Consider the following 20,452-nt stretch of genomic DNA (forward strand, 5'->3'; position numbering starts at 1 on the left):
GTTGGACTGGGCCTGGTAGATCGCGTTCATCGGGCCGATACCCATCGACACGGTCGGGAATTCCCAGAAGTCCGGCATCAGCCGCGGGTGCGGGTACGAGGACAGGGCGTGGCCTTCCTTGGACTTTTCCTGACGGAACCCGTCCAAATCCTCCTCACTCAACCGGCCTTCCATGAACGCCCTCGCGTACATGCCCGGCGAAGCATGGCCCTGGAAAAACACCTGGTCCCCGCCCGAGGGGTGGTCCTTGCCGCGGAAGAAGTGGTTGAACCCCACCTCATACAACGTCGCGGCACCGGCATACGTGGAAATATGCCCGCCCACACCAATATCGGAGCGCTGCGCCCGGTGGACCATCACCGCGGCGTTCCACCGCATATACGCCCGGTACCGGCGCTCGAACTCCTCGTTCCCCGGGAACGGCGCTTCCTGGTCCACCGGGATCGTGTTCACATAATCAGTGGTCGTCACCATCGGCACACCCACCGACCGGGCACCAGCCCGCTGCAACAACGACCGCATAATGTACTGGGCACGCTCGGTACCCTGCTCCGCGATCAACGCATCAAGGGACTCAATCCACTCCGCGGTCTCTTCCGGATCACGATCAGGCAGCTGGGCAGTCAACCCGCTGAGGATGTGTGAGGTCTCTTCTCCTGCAGCCACGTCCAACCTTCCTTTAGGCGCATGCATCGGCGCCTCAGGTCTGGCAGGGTAACTGCCCGTCGTGAACGCGTCGTGTGCGACATCTCGGTTTCAACAGCCCGGTCGGATGCGCCGGGCAGGTCTTGTGAGCGCTTGGCTGCCCAGTAGAATTCTGCGGGGCGATCGCCCTGCAGCCAGAGCGCTCATGGCCACTCTAGCTTTGACGGCGCTGCGATGCGTAGCCGCAGGCCCTCAAGGGCGTTGTATGTCACACCTTGCTGGGCTCCGTGACGGAAAGCACGTCATTGTCGCAGCCTCGAAACACCCCAGGTAGTGCGGAATGTGGCCCGGGGCAGGGACAATGGCTTGAAGCACACGCCCAAAGGGTGTTGGCTGTTAGTAATGGAAGTCACTTCAAAAGGAGGAAACGTGAGCGAGGCCGACGCCGCCACATCGGTAAATGTGGCGGAACGAATGGGTTTCAAAGATGGGGATCTGATTCAGGAGCGCGGCTACGACGATGACGTCGACTTCGACTTGCGTGACGATATTGAAGATGTCACGGGCTCCGAGCTGTTGGATGAAGACGACCATGACGTAGTGGATGCCGTTGTTTTTTGGTGGCGGGATGGCGACGGTGATCTTGTTGATGCCCTCATGGATTCGCTCACCACGTTGAAGGAAGGCGGCGTTGTCTGGGTTCTCACGCCCAAGTCAGGACGTGACAACTATGTGTCGCCTGCAGACATCCAGGACGCCGCACCGACGTCCGGCCTCCACCTGACTACCTCTGCCGGGGTCTCGAAGGACTGGAGCGCAACGCGCTTGGTGCCCAAGAAGAACAAGTGACGGAAGTCCAGCACGCGCCCGCTCCAGGGCTGGTTCCTGAAGTAGGGCAGTTGGCGCCGGACTTTGAGCTGCTGAACCAATACGGTGAGCCTGTCCGGTTGTCTGACTACCGCGGGGGCAACGTTGTGGTGGTTTTTTACCCCTTTGCCTTCTCCGGCATCTGCACCGGAGAGTTGTGTGAGATTCGCGACAATTTAGCGACGTTCGCAGATTCAAACGCCACTGTGCTGGGGATCTCTGTGGACAGTAAGTTCGCGCAGCGGGCCTATGCAGAGCAAGAACAGCTGGGGTTCGACCTCTTGGCGGATTTCTGGCCGCACGGTGCAGTCGCGAAGGAATATGGAGTCTTCGACGCCTCAAGCGGAATGGCCCTCAGGGGGACGTTCATCATCGATGGCTTCGGCGTTGTGCGCTACGTCGTTGTCAACCCACGAGGCCAAGCCCGGGACTTTGTTGAATACCGCCGGGCCTTGGCGGACTTGGAGTAACAGAAGCCATGAACCTTGGCCGGCCCGGAGTTGGCATGACTGGATTTGCGAGTATGGAGCCCGCTCCTGGAGCAGAGCTCGATCCCAGCGAGCTCCATGCTGTTGGACTGGCCCTCGACGTCCTGAGCGGTAAGCGTCTGGCGGTGCTCACGGGAGCCGGGCTTAGCACGGACTCCGGCATCCCCGATTACCGGGGGCCGGGATCTGCGCCGCGGAACCCCATGACATATCAAGAGTTCATCGGCAGTGAGGCCAACCGGCGGCGATACTGGGCCCGGAACCATCTGGGCTGGTCCCACCTGCGGCATGCCGACCCCAACACTGGACACGCCGCCGTGGCACTGATGGAACGCCGCGGGCTGTTGTCCGGCCTCATCACCCAGAATGTGGACAGGCTCCACGAGGATGCGGGCAGCGTTAATGTAGTGGATCTCCACGGCCGCTTTGATCAAGTCATCTGCTTGGAAAACGGGCATACCTTCAGCAGGCGGCTGATTGCAGCCATCCTGGAGGAAGTCAATCCAGGGTTTGTGGAAGCTGTGCTGGAGTCCGGGGTGGTGGAGATCGCACCGGACGCCGACGCGACGGTCGAGGATCCGGAACTCATCACGTCCTTCGTCATGGCAGTTTGTCCTGTATGTGGCGGAACGCTCAAACCCGATTTTGTGTATTTCGGCGAGAACGTCCCCAAGGCTCGTGTGGCTCGTGCCTACGCCATGGTGGACGGGGCTGATGCGCTGCTGGTGGCAGGATCGTCCTTGACCGTCCAAAGCGGCCTTCGATTTGTGCGGCATGCCGCAAAAGCTGGCAAGCCAGTGGTCATCATCAACAGGGGTGCTACCCGCGGCGACCAATTTGCCGAACTCAAAATCGAGCAAGGAGTTAGTGGCGCTTTGGAGTATTTGGCTCGGGAATTACCTGATCTTCCAGAGGCTGTTGAGCCGATTGGCGTTTCCGGTGATTGATCATGTAGAGTCATTGTTCGTTGGTTGAAGCGCTGAGGCACTGATACTGCGACTTGGGTCTTTAGCTCAGCTGGTAGAGCGCCACGTTTACACCGTGGATGTCATCGGTTCGATCCCGGTAGGACCCACCAAGTAAAACCCCATCTTCCAAGCCTTATGGCCAGGAAGGTGGGGTTTTTTGCGTCCTTCCCAGCACTTCCGGGCCAGTGCATTCATGGCGGTGCCTTCCGACACATCGGAAGACTAAAAATGTCAGTGGCAACTCCTAATGTTTCGCCCATGGAGCACGTCTATATCCGATCCACCGCCCAAGGCGCGCCGACCGCCGTCGTGAGAGGCAGCCGGGAATGGCAAATAGTGGTGGAGCCTGTCCGGTGGTTCGAACGTGTGCCGTGGTGGGAGACGTCCCAGCGCATGCCCAGGGGCCAGGGCCGCGTGGATGTAGAGGTCTGGCAAGTCCAGGTTCGGCTGGGAAGCAATGTCCGGTCCAGCATCGCTACGTGGGAGCTGGTACGGGACGGGGCCGGTGGGGGCTGGTGCCTGCGAGGCGAGGAAGTCGCTGCGGCATAGGCTACGAGCCGGGAAGTGGATGAGCTCTCCACCACGACTATTGGGGGATGCCGCGGTGGAGAGCTCGAAAATGAATATACAGCGAACTCTTGGGTTTGGAAAGCAGGGCCCCCAGGGCGCCATGTCATGTCGATGATCCGACCGGCTCTGACCTCAAAGAGGTCACGCCATGCCACTATGATGGGTACTGTTCAGCAGAATGAACAACAGAATGTACTGACGAAGGAGAATCATGGCCGATTCCCGCACCACCCGCTCCGAAGGGTTGGGCGCTTCGTCGCCGGCACCCGCAGTGACCCGCGCCGCCGCCGTCCTCGAGGCCCTTGCGGAGTCGCCGTCGGGTCGTTTGACCCTGAGTGACTTGTCGCGGGAGCTCGGAATTCCCAAGTCTTCGACGTCCAATCTGTTGCTGGCGCTCGAGGAAGCGCGCCTCATCACCAGGCAGGGTGCAGACTTCGCTTTGGGGCGAAAGCTGGTTGAGCTCGGCGCCGCTTATCTCAGCCGGCTCGACGAAGTCCAGGAGTTCTACAAGTATTGCGAGCAAGCTCCCACACTTTCCGGCGAGACCGTGCGAATTGCCATGCTGGACGGCGACCATGTGATCTACCTGGCCCGGTACGAAGGGCACCCTGCGGTCAGGCTGACCTCCAACATCGGCGACAAAATGCCCGTATCGCTATGCGGGGTGGGTAAGGCCCTTTTGGCCCAATTGCATGATCACGATATCGATGCGATGTTCCCGGACGGAATGGAGCTGCCCACCATGACGGCCAACTCCCTTCGCAGGGCCGAAGAGCTCAAGGCGCAGATTTCCACCATTCGCAAACAGGGATTCGCTTTCGAAGATGAGGAGTCGACAGTGGGAGTGGTTTGCCTGGCAGTGCCGGTGCCGACACACGGGGCCCATGGACCCAGTCTGGGGCTATCTGTGACAGCTCTCAAGGCTACGTACTCGGAGGAGCAGGGAGCCCTCATGGTCAAGGAGCTCAAGGAGTTGGCCCGTTCCTTGGGCAACCCCATGGGGTAATTCAAATAAATCTGATTACAACCTTGGCAGTCCGTTCAACACGCTGTACGCTGTTCATCATAGTGATCTTGGCGGTGATGCCATCACTATCTCGCTGGGCCAACGGGGGCCCGGGGTGATTTTGAGGGAGTGCTTGTGATAACTCGTACTAATGCAAAGCTCGCAGCCGAGGCTGACGACGCTGTAGTTGAGCCGGAACAACTTCGGCGGGCTACGCTGGCAAGTTCCGTCGGTTCGGCCCTGGAGTACTACGACTTCTACATTTATGGCTTGGCGTCCGCCCTGATCTTTGGGCCGCTGTTCTTTTCGCCCCTGGGCCCTGACGGTGCCCTGATTGCATCTTTCGCCACCTACGGTGTGGGATTCGCGGCTCGACCTTTCGGTGGACTGATTTTTGGTTACATTGGAGACCGCTTCGGCCGGAAGATGGTCCTGATCCTGACCATCGCGTTGATGGGAACGGCAAGCTTTGCCATCGGCTTGCTTCCCACGTTCGAGCAAGCGGGAATGCTGGGTGCGGTGCTGTTGGTGACGTTGCGGATCATCCAGGGCCTTGGCGCTGGAGCTGAACAGGCTGGAGCAACCACTCTTATCTCTGAAGTGGCACCGCGCCGCCGTCGTGGTTTCTTTGCGTCGTTGCCGTTTGTGGGGATCCAGCTGGGTACTCTCCTCGGTGCGGGAACCTTTGCCCTCATTACGCTGGCAGACAAGTCCGTACTACAGGGTTGGCTATGGCGTGTGCCGTTCCTGGCCAGCTTCATCCTGATTGCCGTTGCCATCTTCATTCGTCTCAAGCTCAAGGAAACTCCTGCGTTCCAGGAGTTGGAGAAGCACAAGAACGTGGTAAAGAACCCGATCGGTGCCCTGTGGAAGCACTCCAAGAAGAATGTGCTGATTGGTATCGGTCTCCGCATGGGCGAGAACGGCAACTCGTCGATCTACTCCGCGCTTCTGGTGTCCTTCATGAGCATGCCCGCCGGCGTCTTTGCTGGAAACAACTCCATTGGTCCGGTGGGGCTCCTGATCGCGGCAGGCTTCGCGGCTGTCATGGTGGTGACCTTCGGTGCATTGTCGGATCGATACGGCCGTGTCCCTGTGTACCGCTACGGTGCACTGTTCCAGGCGATCATCGCCGTCCCCGCGTTTTATCTGGTGACCCTTGGCAACGTCACCTTGGTGTGGGTTGTCATGGCGGTTGGCATCGCCATCGGCGTTCAGTCGATGCTGGGCCCTCAGTGCCCGCTGCTGCCGGAGCTTTTCGGATCCCAGTACCGTTTCACGGGAGTGGCCATGAGCCGCGAAATCTCAGCGGTCCTGGCCGGTGGACTGGCACCTCTGCTGGGTGCCCTCATGTTGGCTGCCACGAACCACTCATGGCTGGTCCTCGCCATCTACTCACTGGTGCTGGCCCTGATCTCCTTCGTGACCACTTTCTTCACCCCGGAGACGGCGGGACGCGACCTCGTCAGCACGGAAGACGCCAAGTAACTTCCTCACTACGCACGGCAGCAGTATTCACGGCAGCGCAGCGCGGCACCCTCCACGTGGAGAGTGCCGCGCTGTTCTTGTGTGGGCCGGAGTGGGAGGGAGGCTGGCTATTCCTGCCCGACTGGGGGTGGCTTGAATACACTGCCTGACCGGGGCGCATAGGCGTACCACCCCGTGGTTCCGCCTTGTCCGGAAGACGCAACGGCGTCGGAGACTCTTAACCGTTCGTCCCGTGATTCCGTCACCAGTGCAGTGAATGCGGCAACCGCCGTGGCATTGGCGGCTGCAATACCCCGGAACCGGCGGGTGGGTACGCCTTCTTCGTAAGACCTGAACTCAATCTCGAAGCCCGGGCCGAGTTCGTCCGCCACGCGCTGGGCCAGGCGGTTGCCCTCCTCGGTGAACCGCGTAGCCAGAGCCGCCGACTTCCATTTGATTTCCGGAGTCAAAGACGCGTAGTAAGACAGTTCCCACGCGCGAAGCTCGTCCACCAGGTCTCCCGGGAGGCCTGTGAGTTCATAGTCGATGGGAAAGTTGAGCCAGAGCACCGTGTCACCGTAGTCCGGAAACAGCCGCACGACACTTGGTTGTGGGTTCTCCACGGGTTTCATGAGGCGATGCTACTGCACGCTTTACGACAATGGGCACGGCCAGGGTTGCCCTTGGCCGTGCCCATTGCGCGGAACGGATGAACGCCACCGCTGGGTGGCAGCTGCCTAGTAGAAGTGGACAGGATCAACCAAGTGAGGCAATTCGCCGCCGCTCAGGAACGCCCGCAGGTTGCTGCAGAACCGCTCCGCGATGAGGCGGTTCTCCGCTGAACTCAAGGCAGAGGTGTGCGGCGAGACCAACACCCTGGGGTGGCTCCAGAGGGGGCTGTCCTGGGGGAGCGGTTCTACTGCGAAGACATCAAGGCAGGCGTAAGAGACCTGGCCGTTGTCCAAGGCTTCGAGGAGTGCTTCCTCATCCACCACGGTTCCGCGACCCACGTTTACGAACACGGTCCCCGGCTTCATCGCGGAGAAGATGTCCTTATTGAACAGCTTTTCCGTGTACGGAGTGCCGGGCAGCGTGTTGACGACGGCGTCGGCATCAGCGAGCAGGCCGGGGAGGCCATCGTTGCCAGTCACCTGCTCGATGCCTTCGATCTCTTCGACGTTGCGCTTGGTGCCACTGACCTTCATGCCCAGGGCGCGCGCGATCCTGGCCGTTTCCATGCCGATTTCACCGAGGCCGGCGATGACAACTTTGGAGCCGTTGGCGAGTTTGGTGGGCGTCCGCAATTCCGGCCAGAACTTGGCGGCCTGATCCTGTGCCATCTCCGCGCTGCGCTTGAAGCCGTTGAGGATACCGAAGGCAGAGAACTCAGCCAGGGGCAGTGCGTGAACGCCGGCAGATGTGGTGACGCGGAACTTCCGAAGGGTTTCAGTGTCCAGTCCGGAAGCCTTGACGGCTCCACCGGCGCCGGCCGCCATGGCGTGAATCCATTGCAGGTGCGGGTTGCTGGCAGCGATGCGCGCGAGTCCGGCCGGGCTTTCGTTGGGGAAGCCGTACAGGATCCGGGCGCGGTTCAGCATGGCCCAGTAGCGTTCTTCCTGCTCGGGTGTCCGCTTGAAATCCGGGTCGCCGGCGTGATCGGCGGGGAAGCGCTCCGGGGGCAGCAGCTCGGGATCGTAGAGAACTGTTACGGAGGGATCTACAGCGCGGATCAGCTCTACGTGCTCTGCTTCGAGCGGTACAGCGATGGCGATGGTAAGTTCATCAGTCGTCATAGTGTTCATCATACTGAATGACGGCTAGGATATTGAACAGAATTTGCTTACATGACCACGAAGAAGTGAGGTGTTACCCAACATGACCAGCAAACGTGTGGGCTTTGTGGGCCTTGGACTCATGGGGGCGCCCATGGCTGCCAACATCGCCAAGGCTGGCTGGGGTGTCATCGCTTGGAACCGCTCGGATGCCGCCTTCACGGGCCTCGCCGGCGTCGGTCGCGCAGCTGCGGTGGCCGACCTCCGTGATGAAGATGCCATCATCTTCATGCTCCCTGACCTGCCGTTCATTGAAGAAGCGTCCGCAGCGCTGCTCGAATCCTGGCGAAGCGAGCCGCCCAAGCCAGGTACCGCCGTCGTCGTGATGAGCAGCGTCTCCCCAACGGCAGTCCAGCGTTTTGGCGAGACCGTCCGTCAGGCAAGCGACGGTAACGCAGCGGTGGTGGACGCGCCGGTCAGCGGGGGGACGGCGGGTGCGCAAAGCGGAACACTTGCCATCATGGTCGGTGCCGCTGAGCCGGACTTTGAAGGTCTCAGGCCGCTCTTCGAAACCATGGGCAGCACCGTGCGGCGCATGGGGCCGCTAGGATCGGGATCGCTCGCCAAGGCCTGCAACCAACTCATCGTCGGGACGACGACGGCGGCACTCGCTGAAGCGGCCGAACTCGCCGAACGCTCCGGTATGGACGTAGGGGCACTCTTCGAGGTCCTTTCAGGCGGTCTGGCCGGAAGCAGGGTGCTGGAGAACGTTGGCCCACGCCTGGCTGCCAAGGACTATGCACCCACGGGGCCGGCCAAGTTCATGCACAAGGATCTTGGCTTTGTCCTGGACAGCGCGGAAGCTGTTGGATCGGCCACACCGCTCGCCACGGCCGCCATAGGGCTCTACGCCGAACTCAAGCGCCAGGGACTGGGCGATCAAGACCTCGCCGTCGTCCGCCAAACCATCGCCAACCTGAGCCGGACACCAGCCGCGACGTCAGTCAGCAAGTGACCCGGCCTCAACCCTGAAGGAATGAAGAACAAACTATGAGTGGACTTTTCGATCTGACCGGGCGGGTTGCCTTGGTCACTGGTTCAAGCCGGGGGATCGGCAACGCCCTGGCCAGGGGCCTAGCCGACGCCGGAGCAACAGTGGTGCTCAACGGCATCAACGCTGAGCGGCTTGATGCCGCCCAGCAGTCCATGGCCGCCGACTACCCGGAAGGCCGGGTCCGCAGCCGTGCTTTCGATGTCACCGACGCCGCAGCAGCCGCTGACGGGGTGGCATGGATCGAGCAGAACGTGGGACCGCTGGACATCCTGGTTAACAACGCCGGGATCCAACATCGTGTGCCCATGCTTGATCTGGACGTCAAGGACTGGGACCGCGTCATTACCACGGACCTCACCAGTGCCTTCCTGGTGGGCCGCGAAGCCGCCAGGCACATGATTCCCAGAGGGCAAGGCAAGATCATCAACATCTGTTCGGTCCAGACTGACCTGGCCCGCCCCACCATCGCCCCTTACGTGGCGGCCAAGGGCGGACTCCGTAACCTGACCCGCGCCATGACGGCCGAGTGGGCTGCGTCGGGCTTGCAGATCAACGGGATCGCGCCGGGATACATCCACACGGAAATGACCCAGAACCTGGTGGACGACGCCGACTTCAATTCATGGATCCTTGGCCGCACCCCGGCCAACCGTTGGGGCACTGTCGCCGACCTTGCCGGACCTACGGTGTGGCTCGCGTCCCAGGCGTCCAACTTCGTCAACGGCCAGACGATCTTCGTCGACGGCGGAATGACGGTGGTGGTCTGATGAGCATCACACTTCCTTCCTCAGGTCCTGCTGTGGTGGCCCACGGCAAGGGTGACCTGCGAATTGAGGACATCCCGCTGACAGAGCCCGCCTCCAACGAATCAATCGTGGAGATTGCCTATGGCGGCATCTGCGGATCGGACCTCCACTACTGGTTGCATGGTGCAGCAGGGGAGTCCATCCTCAAGGAGCCCATGGTCCTGGGCCACGAAATCGTCGGCGTGGTTCTCCAGCAAGCGGCCGACGGTTCCGGCCCGGCCGCAGGAACGCCCGTGGCCGTTCACCCCGCCACGCCCGCGCCCGGCGACGCCAGATACCCCGAGGATCGGCCCAACCTATCCCCGGGCTGCACGTACTTGGGAAGCGCCGCGCGGTATCCGCATACGGATGGTGCGTTCAGTCGCTACGCCAACCTGCCCTCCCGCATGCTCCGGACGCTGCCGGAAGGCCTGGCTCTGCGTACGGCCGCGCTGGTTGAACCGGCCAGCGTTGCTTGGCATGCCGTCGCGCGCGCGGGCGACGTCAAGGGAAAGACGGCCCTCGTGATCGGTAGCGGACCCATTGGGGCGCTGGCGGTTGCCGTGCTGAAGCGCGCCGGAGCAGCCCGCATAGTCGCCGTGGACATGCATGACAAGCCGCTGGAGATCGCACGTGCCGTCGGTGCGGATGCCGTCCTGAAGGGCGATGAAGCGGACGCCATTGCAGCCGTGGAGGCCGACGTCGTCATTGAATCATCTGGCAGCCATTACGGCCTTGCCTCGGCCATCAAGGGTGCTGCCCGCGGGGGCAAAGTGGTGATGGTGGGACTGCTGCCGTCCGGCCCCCAGCCCGTGTTCATCTCCCTCGCCATCACGCGCGAGCTCGAACTGCTGGGATCTTTCCGGTTCAACGACGAAATCGACCAGGTCATCGAGGCTTTGGCCGACGGTTCATTGTTTGTGGATCCCGTGGTGACGCACGAATTCGACCTCGCACACGGCCTTGAGGCCTTTGACGTGGCGAAGAACTCGGCTGAGTCCGGAAAGGTTCTGCTGAACTTCCAGGACTAATCCGGCTGGCTAGTTCCTGGAAACGGGGACAAAGACGCGGGGCTGGTCATCCCAGCTGGGTGCCAGCTCCGCGATGGTCTGCCGCATGATCTTGGCAGCGGAATCGCGGGCGAGGGGACCATCGCCGGCGTCGATCGCATGCGCCACGTCCATGTGCCATTGAAGCGCCTGCTGTTGGGGGTGTTCGGGCATGAGGCCATGCACAGTACGCCCGGTGAGGGTCTCGGTGACCTGGCCAATCAGGTTGGCGAACATCTCGTTACCCGAGCCGGACAACACCAACGCATGGAACCGGATATCCAATTCAAGGAACCTGGCCATATCGCCGGCATCGCCGGACTCCTTCATGGCCAGCGAAATGCCCACCAACTCCTTCCGGAGGCTTTCCGGAGCGTTTCCGGCAGCAAGTTCTGCGGCAACAGGCTCGACGGCGGAACGCAGCTCCGCGAGCGATCGCAACTGGGCGCCACGGCCCTCACCGGCCAGTCGCCAACGAATCACCAAGGGGTCGAACGGATTCCATCGGTGGGCGGGGAGGACACGGATACCCACCCGTTTGATGGTTTCCACAAGCCCTAGTGATTGCAGTACCCGGACGGCTTCGCGGACCACGGAACGGGACACGTTAAGTTCGTCTTCCAGGTGCTCCGCCAACATGACGTGGCCGGTAGGAAGAGCACCACCGACAATCCGGGTTCCCAAATGCTCAACGGCGCGGTGGTGGAGGCTGGTTGACATAGAGGTAAGCATAATGGGGCGGGGAGTGCGGCGCGTGGGACCACGTGTCAGGGCGCCACCCGCGAGTCGGTTGCGTCGGCCGGTCATCATAGACTGTTTATGACGCGGCGCTGTTCCACAACGTGGGCGCCGCTTTCCCGCCCAAGGTTTAAATACGTATGGTTTATTACAGCCCCTGGTTATGAAATCGCTTCCTGCGTGCCCCCATAGGGGAACGGGGACTGTTTGTACACGAACGAATTGGAGTTTTGATGTCAGCACACATCGGTGTCACCGGCCTTGCGGTGATGGGCGCCAACTTGGCCCGCAACCTTGCCCGCAACGGCTTCACCGTGGCTCTCCACAACCGCTCCGTGGAAAAGACTGACGCCCTGCTGGAAAAGCACGGCACGGACGGCGATTTCATCCGCACCGAAACGCTGCAGGAACTCGTCGACTCCCTTGAGAAGCCCCGCCGCGTTCTCATCATGGTCAAGGCCGGAGCTCCCGTTGACAACGTCATCGAGCAGCTCGAGCCGCTGCTCGAGGCCGGCGACATCATTATCGATGCCGGCAACTCGCACTACGAGGACACCCGTCGTCGCGAAGCTGCGCTGGCCAAGAAGGACCTCCACTTTGTTGGCGTCGGTGTTTCCGGCGGCGAAGAAGGCGCCCTGAACGGTCCCTCCATCATGCCCGGTGGTTCCAGGGAGTCCTACGACGCCCTCGGCCCGCTGCTGGAGAAGATCTCGGCCAAGGTTGACGGCGAACCGTGCTGCGCTTGGGTTGGTACCGACGGCGCAGGCCACTTCGTCAAGATGGTCCACAACGGCATCGAATACGCCGACATGCAGGTCATTGGCGAAGCGTTCGACCTCCTCCGTTCAGGCGCAGGCATTGAGCCGGCCGAGCAGTCCAAGATTTTCGCCGAATGGAACAAGGGCGATCTGTCCTCCTTCCTGATCGAAATCTCCGCTGAGGTCCTGGGTCACGTTGACGCCAAGACGGGCAAGCCGTTCGTGGACGTCGTGGTGGACGCCGCTGGCCAGAAGGGCACGGGCCGTTGGACGGTCATCTCCGCACTGGAGCTCGGTTCGCCGGTCTCCGGCATCGCCGAGTCCGTTTTTGCCCGCGCGCTGTCCTCCCAGACCGAGCAGCGCAAGCTTGGCCAGGAACTGTTGGCCGGTGAAGAAGCGTCCGTGGAAATCCCCGAGACCTTCGTCGAGGACGTCCGCCAGGCACTGTACGCCTCCAAGCTGGTCTCCTACGCCCAGGGCCTGGATATGCTGACCTCCGCTGCCAAGGAATACGGCTGGGACCTGAAGCTGGACGAGATCGCTTCCCTGTGGCGCGCAGGCTGCATCATCCGTGCGGAGCTGCTCAAGGACATCACCAAGGCCTACGCTGCCGAAGAGAAGCCCGCCAACCTGCTGTTCGCTCCGGCCTTCACCAAGGCGATCGCCGAGGCCCTTCCGGCATGGCGCCGCGTTGTGGCTACGGCTGTTCAGCTGGGTATCCCGGTACCGGTGTTCTCGTCCTCCCTGGCGTACTACGACGGCCTCCGCCGCAAGCGTGTTGCCGCTGCCCTCATCCAGGGCCAGCGCGACCTCTTCGGCGCACACACCTACGGTCGCGTAGACACTGAAGGCACATTCCACACCCTGTGGGGCGAAGACAAGTCCGAGATCTCGGCCGTCGACACCCACTAGCAGCATTACGCTCAAGGCCGGTGCTTCCCAGTTACTCTGGGAAGAACCGGCCTTTGCCGTATACAGGTGACGGTGCTCCCGCTCCAGTAAGGAACAACTGCCATGACGTCACGCATTGCCCTTGTGACGGGGGCGTCCACGGGAATCGGTTTCGAAACTGCCATCGCCCTCAGTGCCGCGGGTTTCACCGTGTACGCCGGCGCACGACGGGTTCAGAAGATGGAACCCCTGAAATCCCATGGCATCACAGTGCTGTCCCTGGACGTCACTGTGGAAGAGTCCATGGCATCCGCCGTCGCCTTCATCGAGGCAGCCCATGGCCGCATTGACGTCCTGGTGAACAACGCCGGTTACGGCTCCTATGGTTCCCTGGAAGAGGTGCCCATCGCGGAAGGCAGGCGCCAGTTCGAGGTCAATGTGATCGGCTTGGCCCGGATGACCCAACTGGTCATCCCCGCCATGCGTCAGGCGGGTGCGGGCCGCATCATCAATATCTCGTCCATCGGCGGCAAAATGTACGAGCCCCTGGGGGCTTGGTATCACGGAACCAAGTTTGCCGTGGAGGGCATGAGCGATTCGCTGCGGCTCGAACTGAAACCACACGGGGTGGACGTCGTGATTGTCGAACCTGCAGGGACGGATACCGAATGGGGGACAGTCGCAGGCCAAGGATTACTGGAGGCATCCGCGGAAGGGCCCTACAGGGAGCAGGCACACGTGATGGCAGCCGCCCTGGCATCGACGTCGGGTCAAATACTTTCCACACCGGCGCGAGTGGTGGCAGCAACAATTGTCCGTGCAGCAACGGCCAAACGCCCCAGGACCCGCTACCCGGTGGGCAGGGGAGCCTGGAGCGTCCTGGCGCTTCGCAGGGTGCTCCCGGACCGGCTGTTTGACGCGGTGCTCTGGAGCGCCTATCAGCGGTTTACGGGTTAGATCCGGTACTCGATGTAATACTCGGCCGGATCTACGGCGGGCTTTCTCTCCGACTTCGCGTCGCGGTGGCGCCACGTTGCGGGAATTCCCGTGATGATCGACTCCGGTGGCGCATCCTTTACCACCACGGCATTGGCGCCAACGGCACTATCCGCACCGATGGTGATGGGACCCAGGACCTTGGCGCCGGCGCCGATTGTGACGCGGTCGCCAATGGTGGGGTGCCGCTTGACCTTGGCCAGAGAACGTCCACCGAGTGTCACGCCGTGATAGATCATCACGTCCTCGCCGATCTCGGATGTCTCGCCGATCACGACGCCCATGCCGTGGTCGATGAAGAACCGTCGGCCAATGGTAGCGCCTGGATGGATTTCAATGCCGGTCAGGAACCTGGCCAGTTGGGAGATCAGGCGCGCAGGAAAACGGAGTGCCGGATTCTGCCACAACCGATGCGTCAGCCGATGAGCCCAAATGGCGTGCAGTCCGGAGTAGGCGAAAAAGTTCTCAAAAGAGCCTCGAGCCGCCGGGTCGTGTGACCGGGCGGCATCGAGGTCTTCCTTAAGCCTTGCGAAGAAGCTCACAAAGACCTTTCTACAGGAAATGAAGGCGTGCGGACCAAGTGCTAGCCGCGGATGTCGTCGAACAACACAGTGGAGATGTAGCGCTCTCCAAAGTCGCAGACGACTGCAACGATCAGCTTGCCTGCGTTCTCAGGACGCTTGGCCAGCTCAAGGGCACCCCAGACGATTGCGCCGGAGGAGATGCCGCCGAGGATGCCTTCGCGGGCACCGAGATCACGGGCAACGCGAACTGAATCTTCCAGCGTGGCGTCCAGGACTTCGTCGTAGACGTTGGTGTCCAGGATTTCGGGGACAAAGTTGGCACCGATTCCCTGGATCTTGTGGGGGCCGGGAGCTCCACCGTTGAGGATCGCGGAGTCCTTGGGCTCGATGGCCACAATCTGGACGCCAGGCTTGCGTTCCTTAAGTACCTGGCCAACACCGGTGATGGTGCCGCCGGTGCCTACGCCGGCAACAAAGATGTCCACTTCGCCGTCGGTGTCTTCCCAGACTTCCTCGGCAGTGGTGGTGCGGTGAATGGCAGGGTTGGCCTCATTGGCGAACTGCTGGGCCCAGATGGAGTTCTCGGTGTTGGCAACGATTTCCTGTGCCTTCTCCACGGCTCCGCGCATGCCCTCGGAACCGGGGGTCAGGACAATCTCCGCCCCGTAGGCCCGCAGCATGACGCGGCGCTCGGTGGACATTGTCTCAGGCATGGTCAGGATGACCTTATAACCGCGTGCTGCACCGACCAGTGCCAAGGCGATTCCAGTGTTGCCGGAGGTGCCTTCAACGATCGTTCCACCGGGCTTCAAGGCGCCGGACTTCTCGGCAGCATCAATAATGGCCACCCCGATGCGGTCCTTGACGCTGTTGGCCGGGTTGTAGAACTCGAGCTTGACCGCAACGGTCGCGTCGAGGCCTTCGGTGAGCCGGTTCAAACGGACCAGCGGAGTGCGACCGACCAGCTGCGTGACGTCGTCGTAGATCCTTGCCATGAAAGTTACGCCTATCTCTGAAGAGGGAATGCTGAGGTCAGCCTAGCCAGCCGGGACGAAACACCGCTAAGCAGTAAGCCATGCAGAGTAATATTTCCTGGCCTTGGCCAGCTTGGGGTTAATGATCACTTGGCAATACCCCTGGTACGGGAATTTGGCGTAGTAATTCTGGTGGACTTCCTCAGCCTCATGGAACTCCGGAAGGCGGCTGACCTCGGTCACAATGGGGTCGGACCAGAGTGCTTGGGCGCGCTCGATGGCTTCCTCGAACAGCACCTTTTCCTCGGTGGTGGTGTAGAACATGGACGACCGGTATTGGGTTCCGACGTCGTAGCCCTGGCGGTTCAACGTGGTGGGATCGTGAAGGGCGAAGAACATGTCAAGAATGACTTCCTCCGGGACCACGGATTCGTCGAAGGTCACTGCCACGACTTCCGCATGGCCGGTGGTTCCTGAGCAGACCTCGTAGTAGTCGGGATTGCGGACGTGGCCGCCGGTGTAGCCGGAGACCACCGAGCTGACACCGCGGGTCTTTTGGTAAACGGCGTCCAGGCACCAGAAGCAGCCACCGCCAAGTACGAATGTTTTCATGTTCTCTTCAATGGATCGCAGGGCTTGATGATTCCCGCTTCACCTTACGGGAGAATTACGGCACCCGGCAGGTACGGCAGGCGCCGAAACCGCCCGATCCAGCCCAGTAGGGAAGAATAAGAGTATGGAAGCAGTAAACACTGACATTTCTGATGCGGATTCCGTCGAAGATGACGAAACAGAAAACGACGAAACAGTTGAAGCCAGTGGGGATCCCACGCTCGGTCAGGTGTTGCTGGCTGTGGAAGAGCTCTGGCCGGAGTCCTTGGCTGAAGACTGGGACGAAGTAGGTCTGGTGGTCGGTCGCCCCAATGTCCCCGTCACCAAAGTCCTTTTTGCTGTGGATCCCACCTTGGCCGTCATTGACGAGGCCGTTGAATGGGGAGCGGATCTGCTGATTACACACCACCCCTTGCTTCTTAAAAGTGTGAATTCAGTGGCCGCCACATCAGCGAAGGGCCTGGCCGTCCACCGGTTGATCGAGTCCGGTACCGGGCTGTTGACCGTCCACACCAACGGGGACTCAGCCGTTGGTGGGGTCTCGGACGTGCTGGCCGATGCCTTCGGATTGGAAAATGTGGCTCCCTTGACAACTGCTGCCAACGGCTTGCCGGAAGAAGGTATTGGCAGGGTTGGCGACCTTCCGGAGCTCATCACCCTGGGAGATTTCGCTGCCCGCGTCTTCGAAATGCTGCCTGCAGTTGCCGGTGGCGTCCGGGTGGCCGGCGACAAGGACGGGCTGGTGCGGCGAATTGCCGTCTGCGGCGGGGCAGGCGACAGCCTTTTTGACGCTGTTCGAGCCAGCCACGCAGACGTCTACGTTACTGCGGACATGCGCCACCACCCGGCCTCGGAAGCGCGGGAAAGTGCCATCAACGGGCGCCCGTATCTCATCGACGTTTCCCACTTCGCGAGTGAGTGGCTGTGGTTGCCCGCAGCCGCTGAAGCGCTGGGCAACGTCCTTGCTGACCAGGGCTACGACGTCGAGATCCGCGTCAGCAGCACCAACAGCGATCCCTGGGACTTCATACTCACTCCCGGCGGGGACTAGAGTCTAGAAGGACATGGACCGCCTCGACACATAGAGGCGGTCCGGCCGTGACTGATACCCGGTTCCGGCAGCGACAAGCGGAGGTAAGCGTGGCGAAAGCAGCACCGGCAGAACAATTGAAATTGCTTGAACTGCAGGGACTGGATGCCAAGCTGAAGTCGCTGGCCGGCCGCCGGCGGGTCCTGGAAACAGATCCCCGCATCACTGACCTGACTGACGCCCTCAGCGTGGCGAACGGCGAACTGGGTGCGGCGAAAGTCGCGGTACACGACGCAGAGGCTGAATTGCGCCGCGCAGAGGCCGACGTCGAGCAGGTGGCTACCCGCATCGAACGCGACGAGACCAGGCTCAACAGCGGCACCGGCCTGTCCAAGGACCTGGTTGCGCTGCAGAACGACATCGCCTCGCTCAACAAGCGCCGCTCCGACCTCGAGGACGTCGAGCTGGAGATTCTGGAGCGTCTGGATACGCTCCGCGAGCGGCAGGCCGCCCAGCAGGCGATCGTGGACGACATCCAGGGTTCCTTCGGCAGTATCCGAGCTGAACTCGATGAAGCCATTGCGGAAATTGCGGCCGAAGAAACGGTGGTTCGGGGCCAGCGGGCGTCGTTTGCCGAGACGCTCGAGGCTGCAGTGCTGGCCGTCTACGAAAAGACCATCGCCAAGCGCGGGGTCGGTGCTGCCAGGCTGTTCCATGGCAAGTCCGAAGGCTCGGGCATGATGCTCAGCCCCGGTGACCTTGCGGAGGTCAAGGCTGCTGCCGACGACGACATTGTCTTTTGCCCGGATTCAGGCGTGATCCTGGTCCGTTCGGCAGAGTGGAACTGAGCCAGGCCACGTGAGGTTGGCCCGGACCTGCTTGGCTGGGCCTAGCTGGACAGAATGATGTTGAGGGCGTGTGGCTTGCGGGCTGTGCCCTCAACCAGCTCTGTGGTCCAGACTTCGCGCGCAGCCTTCAGGAGTTGATCCGGCGTTGCCGGCGCTTTGCCACGCCTCGTCAATAGATGCCGCGCCAACTCGCCTCTGGTGTGCTTGGCGAAGTGGCTCACCACTGTGCGCTTTCCATTTGCTTCGTTGAAAACGTTGACATTGACGGTCTGGACGGCCGGGGGAGTCCAGGCGGCGGCGTAGGTGCTCGATCGGCAATCCACCAAAAGCTCGCCCTCAGCGCGATTGGCGAGGGCTGCGTTAAGGTTCGGCTTCCAATACGAGGCGAGGCGTCCGACGTCGGGAAGTGCGGTTCCCATGGACAGGCGATAGGCCGGTACGTGGTCGCCAAAACCAATGGCGCCCCACAGGGCGGAGACCACCAGGATGGATTCGGTCGCCTTGCGGCGCTGCGTTGCCGTCATGCTGTTGTAACCCAGGGCGTCGTAGAGAACTCCCGAATAGACCTGGTGGGCCGGCGCGGCCGGCTCTGCGTGCAGCCGCGTGTTACGTTCGACGTCGTCCCGCAGGGAGGCGCCGACGCCCAGCAGTGCGAGAGCGTCCTCGTGCGCGCTCACCGTTCCCAAAGACTCCAACACTTTCGCCCTGAAGGGGTTCAGTTCAGGAAAGCTCAGTGACTCCCAGTTGACGGCGGAACCTTTGGCAGCGGGGGTCTTGCCTTCGGAAGGCGGCAGCAGAATCAGCACCAGTCGATATTACCGGGGACTTTGAGCGCTCCCAACGCCGGTAGACTGGACGGCGGATGGGTCGACCAGGCGGCCGCGCGCCACGAAAGTGGCTCGAGGAACGTCCGGGCTCCGCAGGGCAGGGTGGTGGGTAACGCCCACTCGGGGTAACCCGCAGGCCAGTGCCACAGAGAACAGACCGCCTGCGCTTAGTGGTGTTTGCATCACCATGCAGCAGGTAAGGGTGAAACGGTGGTGTAAGAGACCACCAGCTCCCTGGGTGACCGGGGAGGCTAGGTAAACCCCACCCGGAGCAAGGCCAGACAGGACACGTTTGAGGGCTGCCCGCCCGAGTGTCCGGGTAGGCTGCTGGAGGGCGTCGGCAACGGCGTTCGTAGATGGATGGCCGCTACTCCTTTGCCGGTAACGGCACAGGATGACAGAACCCGGCGTATCGGTCGACCCATCCATTTATGACTGCCGGGATTACCTGCGTGTGAGTGATTTCACGCCCATCGGATGCCTATGCCCCTTCCTTCCGCCCTAGAATGGTTACTGAACGTAGATGTTCTGCCGCCGGGACTGCGTTCGCAGCCGGCGGATTTTCTTTGCTCTCGTTCAAGGCGCTGTGGGTGGACCGAAGCCCGCCGGCGCATGTGCCGCAGGATTACTCCGGGCGGCCGCTGCCATCTACATACGAGGACGTATGTGGTTGACCCAAGGAAGGTAGTTCTGTGAGCCAGACGTCAGATTCTTGTCTTGATAAGTGGATGGGCCGGGAGGCTCTCGCCGAGGCCATGATTCCGGTGATCGGCCGGTTGTACCGGGAAAACAATGTGGTCACCAGCATCCATGGCCGGAGCCTGATCAATAAGTCCACCATGAACATCCTCAAGGCGCACCGCTTCGCGCGCCGGATGAGCAACACCGAGCTTCTGCTCGAAGAAACCGCTCCTTTGCTGAACGCGCTCTCCAAGCTGGAACTCGGCGCCGCCGCGATTGATATTGCGCGTTTGACCGAGAAGTTCCGGGCCGAAGGCAACGGCGCCTCCCTAGATGAGTACCTGCGCGCCGAGCTCGCCGGGATCGTGGGTAAGCGGGGCGCTGATGACCGCACCAGCACCGACGTCGTGCTGTATGGTTTTGGCCGTATCGGCCGTCTTCTGGCGCGCATCCTGATTGAGAAGGCCGGCGGCGGCCACGGGCTGCGGCTTCGCGCGATTGTGGTCCGCAAGGGCGCTGACAATGACCTCGTCAAGCGCGCGAGCTTGCTGCGCCGTGACTCTGTGCACGGCTCCTTTGAGGGAACCATCCGGGTGGATGAGGAGGCCAACACCATCACCGCCAACGGCGTACAGATCCAGGTCATTTACTCGGACAACCCTGCCACGGTGGATTACACCGCTTATGGCATCAAGGACGCGTTGGTGGTGGACAACACCGGCCGCTGGCGCGACGCCGAGGGCCTGGCCCAGCACCTGCAGAGCAAGGGCGCAGCACGGGTGCTGCTCACCGCTCCGGGCAAGGGCGAGCTGAAGAACATTGTGCATGGCATCAACCACGGGGATATCTCCGATGAGGACACGATCGTCACCGCGGCGTCCTGCACCACGAACGCCATCACG

At 61.7% G+C, this 20,452-nt stretch carries 21 protein-coding genes, 1 tRNA gene, 1 other RNA gene and 1 pseudogene; 16 read left to right on the top strand and 8 right to left on the bottom strand.

Going from position 1 to position 20,452, the window contains the following annotated elements; all coding sequences use genetic code 11:
• Window positions 1-693 (bottom strand): annotated as a pseudogene (locus BLW08_RS23115) (pyruvate dehydrogenase (acetyl-transferring), homodimeric type); the annotation flags it as partial.
• 381 nt (window positions 694-1,074) lie between these two features.
• Between BLW08_RS23115 and BLW08_RS23120 the strand changes: the two are divergent.
• From BLW08_RS23120 to BLW08_RS23150, 7 genes are all read left to right on the top strand, one after another.
• Window positions 1,075-1,494, top strand: coding sequence for a DUF3052 domain-containing protein (locus BLW08_RS23120; RefSeq protein WP_026542347.1), 420 nt, complete (start codon window positions 1,075-1,077; stop codon window positions 1,492-1,494).
• Window positions 1,491-1,982 carry a peroxiredoxin gene (locus tag BLW08_RS23125; protein ID WP_091328518.1) on the top strand — a complete coding sequence of 164 codons (492 nt, stop codon included), beginning with the start codon at window positions 1,491-1,493 and terminating at the stop codon, window positions 1,980-1,982. Before BLW08_RS23120 ends, BLW08_RS23125 begins: the two co-directional genes overlap by 4 nt.
• 8 nt (window positions 1,983-1,990) lie before the next feature.
• On the top strand, window positions 1,991-2,947 hold the full coding sequence (locus tag BLW08_RS23130) for an NAD-dependent protein deacetylase (RefSeq protein ID WP_090825289.1): 957 nt from the start codon (window positions 1,991-1,993) through the stop codon (window positions 2,945-2,947).
• A gap of 55 nt (window positions 2,948-3,002) precedes the next feature.
• Window positions 3,003-3,078, top strand: a tRNA-Val gene (locus BLW08_RS23135).
• A 148-nt stretch (window positions 3,079-3,226) separates the two neighbouring features.
• Window positions 3,227-3,517 carry a hypothetical protein gene (locus tag BLW08_RS23140; RefSeq protein ID WP_091328521.1) on the top strand — a complete coding sequence of 97 codons (291 nt, stop codon included), beginning with the start codon at window positions 3,227-3,229 and terminating at the stop codon, window positions 3,515-3,517.
• A gap of 232 nt (window positions 3,518-3,749) precedes the next feature.
• Window positions 3,750-4,544, top strand: a complete 795-nt coding sequence (locus tag BLW08_RS23145; protein ID WP_090825286.1) for an IclR family transcriptional regulator — start codon at window positions 3,750-3,752, stop codon at window positions 4,542-4,544.
• Between the two features lie 129 nt (window positions 4,545-4,673).
• Entirely contained in the window at window positions 4,674-6,032 is a 1,359-nt protein-coding gene (locus BLW08_RS23150; protein ID WP_090825284.1) for an MFS transporter, read from the top strand.
• Between the two features lie 107 nt (window positions 6,033-6,139).
• Here BLW08_RS23150 and BLW08_RS23155 read toward each other — a convergent pair whose 3' ends face one another.
• Window positions 6,140-6,643 (bottom strand): hypothetical protein, encoded by a 504-nt coding sequence (locus BLW08_RS23155; RefSeq protein WP_139244945.1) that lies wholly within the window; start codon window positions 6,641-6,643, stop codon window positions 6,140-6,142.
• A 105-nt stretch (window positions 6,644-6,748) separates the two neighbouring features.
• Window positions 6,749-7,816 carry a D-2-hydroxyacid dehydrogenase gene (locus BLW08_RS23160; RefSeq protein WP_091328526.1) on the bottom strand — a complete coding sequence of 356 codons (1,068 nt, stop codon included), beginning with the start codon at window positions 7,814-7,816 and terminating at the stop codon, window positions 6,749-6,751.
• A 70-nt stretch (window positions 7,817-7,886) separates the two neighbouring features.
• Between BLW08_RS23160 and BLW08_RS23165 the strand changes: the two genes are divergently transcribed.
• From BLW08_RS23165 to BLW08_RS23175, 3 genes are read left to right on the top strand one after another with little or no spacing between them, the layout of a single operon-like run.
• Window positions 7,887-8,798 carry an NAD(P)-dependent oxidoreductase gene (locus BLW08_RS23165; RefSeq protein WP_091328529.1) on the top strand — a complete coding sequence of 304 codons (912 nt, stop codon included), beginning with the start codon at window positions 7,887-7,889 and terminating at the stop codon, window positions 8,796-8,798.
• Window positions 8,799-8,833: 35 nt separating this feature from the next.
• Complete coding sequence (locus BLW08_RS23170) at window positions 8,834-9,604, top strand: SDR family oxidoreductase (protein ID WP_091328531.1); 771 nt, start codon at window positions 8,834-8,836, stop codon at window positions 9,602-9,604.
• Complete coding sequence (locus BLW08_RS23175) at window positions 9,604-10,653, top strand: L-idonate 5-dehydrogenase (RefSeq protein WP_091328534.1); 1,050 nt, start codon at window positions 9,604-9,606, stop codon at window positions 10,651-10,653. The genes BLW08_RS23170 and BLW08_RS23175 overlap by 1 nt, the downstream gene beginning before the upstream one ends.
• 9 nt (window positions 10,654-10,662) lie before the next feature.
• Here BLW08_RS23175 and BLW08_RS23180 read toward each other — a convergent pair whose 3' ends face one another.
• The gene (locus BLW08_RS23180; RefSeq protein WP_091328535.1) at window positions 10,663-11,391 is read right to left on the bottom strand and encodes a FadR/GntR family transcriptional regulator; all 729 of its coding nucleotides are present in this window, start codon (window positions 11,389-11,391) and stop codon (window positions 10,663-10,665) included.
• Between the two features lie 251 nt (window positions 11,392-11,642).
• On the opposite strand from BLW08_RS23180, the gene gndA reads away from it, so the two are divergent.
• A complete protein-coding gene (gene gndA, locus BLW08_RS23185) occupies window positions 11,643-13,079 on the top strand; it encodes an NADP-dependent phosphogluconate dehydrogenase (RefSeq protein WP_090825269.1) in 1,437 nt (478 codons plus the stop codon).
• 102 nt (window positions 13,080-13,181) lie between these two features.
• Entirely contained in the window at window positions 13,182-14,015 is an 834-nt protein-coding gene (locus BLW08_RS23190; protein ID WP_091328538.1) for an oxidoreductase, read from the top strand.
• On the opposite strand, the gene epsC is transcribed toward BLW08_RS23190, so the two are convergent.
• The 3 genes from epsC to msrA all read right to left on the bottom strand — a co-directional run bounded on the left by epsC (window position 14,012) and on the right by msrA (window position 16,164).
• On the bottom strand, window positions 14,012-14,596 hold the full coding sequence (epsC, locus tag BLW08_RS23195; protein ID WP_090825265.1) for a serine O-acetyltransferase EpsC: 585 nt from the start codon (window positions 14,594-14,596) through the stop codon (window positions 14,012-14,014). The two genes, BLW08_RS23190 and epsC, sit on opposite strands and share 4 nt — an antisense overlap.
• A gap of 41 nt (window positions 14,597-14,637) precedes the next feature.
• Complete coding sequence (gene cysK / locus BLW08_RS23200; RefSeq protein WP_091328541.1) at window positions 14,638-15,573, bottom strand: cysteine synthase A; 936 nt, start codon at window positions 15,571-15,573, stop codon at window positions 14,638-14,640.
• 66 nt (window positions 15,574-15,639) lie between these two features.
• A complete protein-coding gene (msrA, locus tag BLW08_RS23205) occupies window positions 15,640-16,164 on the bottom strand; it encodes a peptide-methionine (S)-S-oxide reductase MsrA (RefSeq protein WP_091328543.1) in 525 nt (174 codons plus the stop codon).
• A gap of 124 nt (window positions 16,165-16,288) precedes the next feature.
• Here msrA and BLW08_RS23210 point away from each other — a divergent pair, with 124 nt between their 5' ends.
• Both BLW08_RS23210 and BLW08_RS23215 read left to right on the top strand, forming a co-directional pair.
• A complete protein-coding gene (locus BLW08_RS23210) occupies window positions 16,289-17,215 on the top strand; it encodes a Nif3-like dinuclear metal center hexameric protein (RefSeq protein ID WP_090825261.1) in 927 nt (308 codons plus the stop codon).
• 89 nt (window positions 17,216-17,304) lie between these two features.
• A complete protein-coding gene (locus BLW08_RS23215; RefSeq protein ID WP_090825259.1) occupies window positions 17,305-18,042 on the top strand; it encodes a zinc ribbon domain-containing protein in 738 nt (245 codons plus the stop codon).
• Window positions 18,043-18,083: 41 nt separating this feature from the next.
• Here the strand turns inward: BLW08_RS23215 and yaaA are convergent, their stop codons facing one another.
• Complete coding sequence (yaaA, locus tag BLW08_RS23220; protein WP_090825257.1) at window positions 18,084-18,848, bottom strand: YaaA family protein; 765 nt, start codon at window positions 18,846-18,848, stop codon at window positions 18,084-18,086.
• Between the two features lie 57 nt (window positions 18,849-18,905).
• On the opposite strand from yaaA, the gene rnpB reads away from it, so the two are divergent.
• Window positions 18,906-19,297: RNase P RNA component class A (gene rnpB, locus BLW08_RS23225), an RNA gene on the top strand.
• Between the two features lie 264 nt (window positions 19,298-19,561).
• A partial coding sequence (locus BLW08_RS23230; protein WP_139244946.1) for a glyceraldehyde-3-phosphate dehydrogenase occupies window positions 19,562-20,452 on the top strand: 891 nt, incomplete at its 3' end.

The sequence above is a fragment of the Arthrobacter sp. cf158 genome, from assembly GCF_900106835.1.
Taxonomy (GTDB): domain Bacteria; phylum Actinomycetota; class Actinomycetes; order Actinomycetales; family Micrococcaceae; genus Arthrobacter.

Bases quoted from the DNA above. Each gene is read 5' to 3' on its own strand.
- BLW08_RS23130 (WP_090825289.1), top strand. From the start codon at position 1,991: ATGAACCTTGGCCGGCCCGGAGTTGGCATGACTGGATTTGCGAGTATG.
- msrA (WP_091328543.1), bottom strand. From the start codon at position 16,164: ATGAAAACATTCGTACTTGGCGGTGGCTGCTTCTGGTGCCTGGACGCC.
- BLW08_RS23140 (WP_091328521.1), top strand. From the start codon at position 3,227: ATGGAGCACGTCTATATCCGATCCACCGCCCAAGGCGCGCCGACCGCC.
- BLW08_RS23145 (WP_090825286.1), top strand. From the start codon at position 3,750: ATGGCCGATTCCCGCACCACCCGCTCCGAAGGGTTGGGCGCTTCGTCG.
- BLW08_RS23175 (WP_091328534.1), top strand. From the start codon at position 9,604: ATGAGCATCACACTTCCTTCCTCAGGTCCTGCTGTGGTGGCCCACGGC.
- BLW08_RS23165 (WP_091328529.1), top strand. From the start codon at position 7,887: ATGACCAGCAAACGTGTGGGCTTTGTGGGCCTTGGACTCATGGGGGCG.
- BLW08_RS23170 (WP_091328531.1), top strand. From the start codon at position 8,834: ATGAGTGGACTTTTCGATCTGACCGGGCGGGTTGCCTTGGTCACTGGT.
- BLW08_RS23210 (WP_090825261.1), top strand. From the start codon at position 16,289: ATGGAAGCAGTAAACACTGACATTTCTGATGCGGATTCCGTCGAAGAT.
- BLW08_RS23155 (WP_139244945.1), bottom strand. From the start codon at position 6,643: ATGAAACCCGTGGAGAACCCACAACCAAGTGTCGTGCGGCTGTTTCCG.
- BLW08_RS23190 (WP_091328538.1), top strand. From the start codon at position 13,182: ATGACGTCACGCATTGCCCTTGTGACGGGGGCGTCCACGGGAATCGGT.
- cysK (WP_091328541.1), bottom strand. From the start codon at position 15,573: ATGGCAAGGATCTACGACGACGTCACGCAGCTGGTCGGTCGCACTCCG.
- BLW08_RS23180 (WP_091328535.1), bottom strand. From the start codon at position 11,391: ATGTCAACCAGCCTCCACCACCGCGCCGTTGAGCATTTGGGAACCCGG.
- BLW08_RS23160 (WP_091328526.1), bottom strand. From the start codon at position 7,816: ATGATGAACACTATGACGACTGATGAACTTACCATCGCCATCGCTGTA.
- gndA (WP_090825269.1), top strand. From the start codon at position 11,643: ATGTCAGCACACATCGGTGTCACCGGCCTTGCGGTGATGGGCGCCAAC.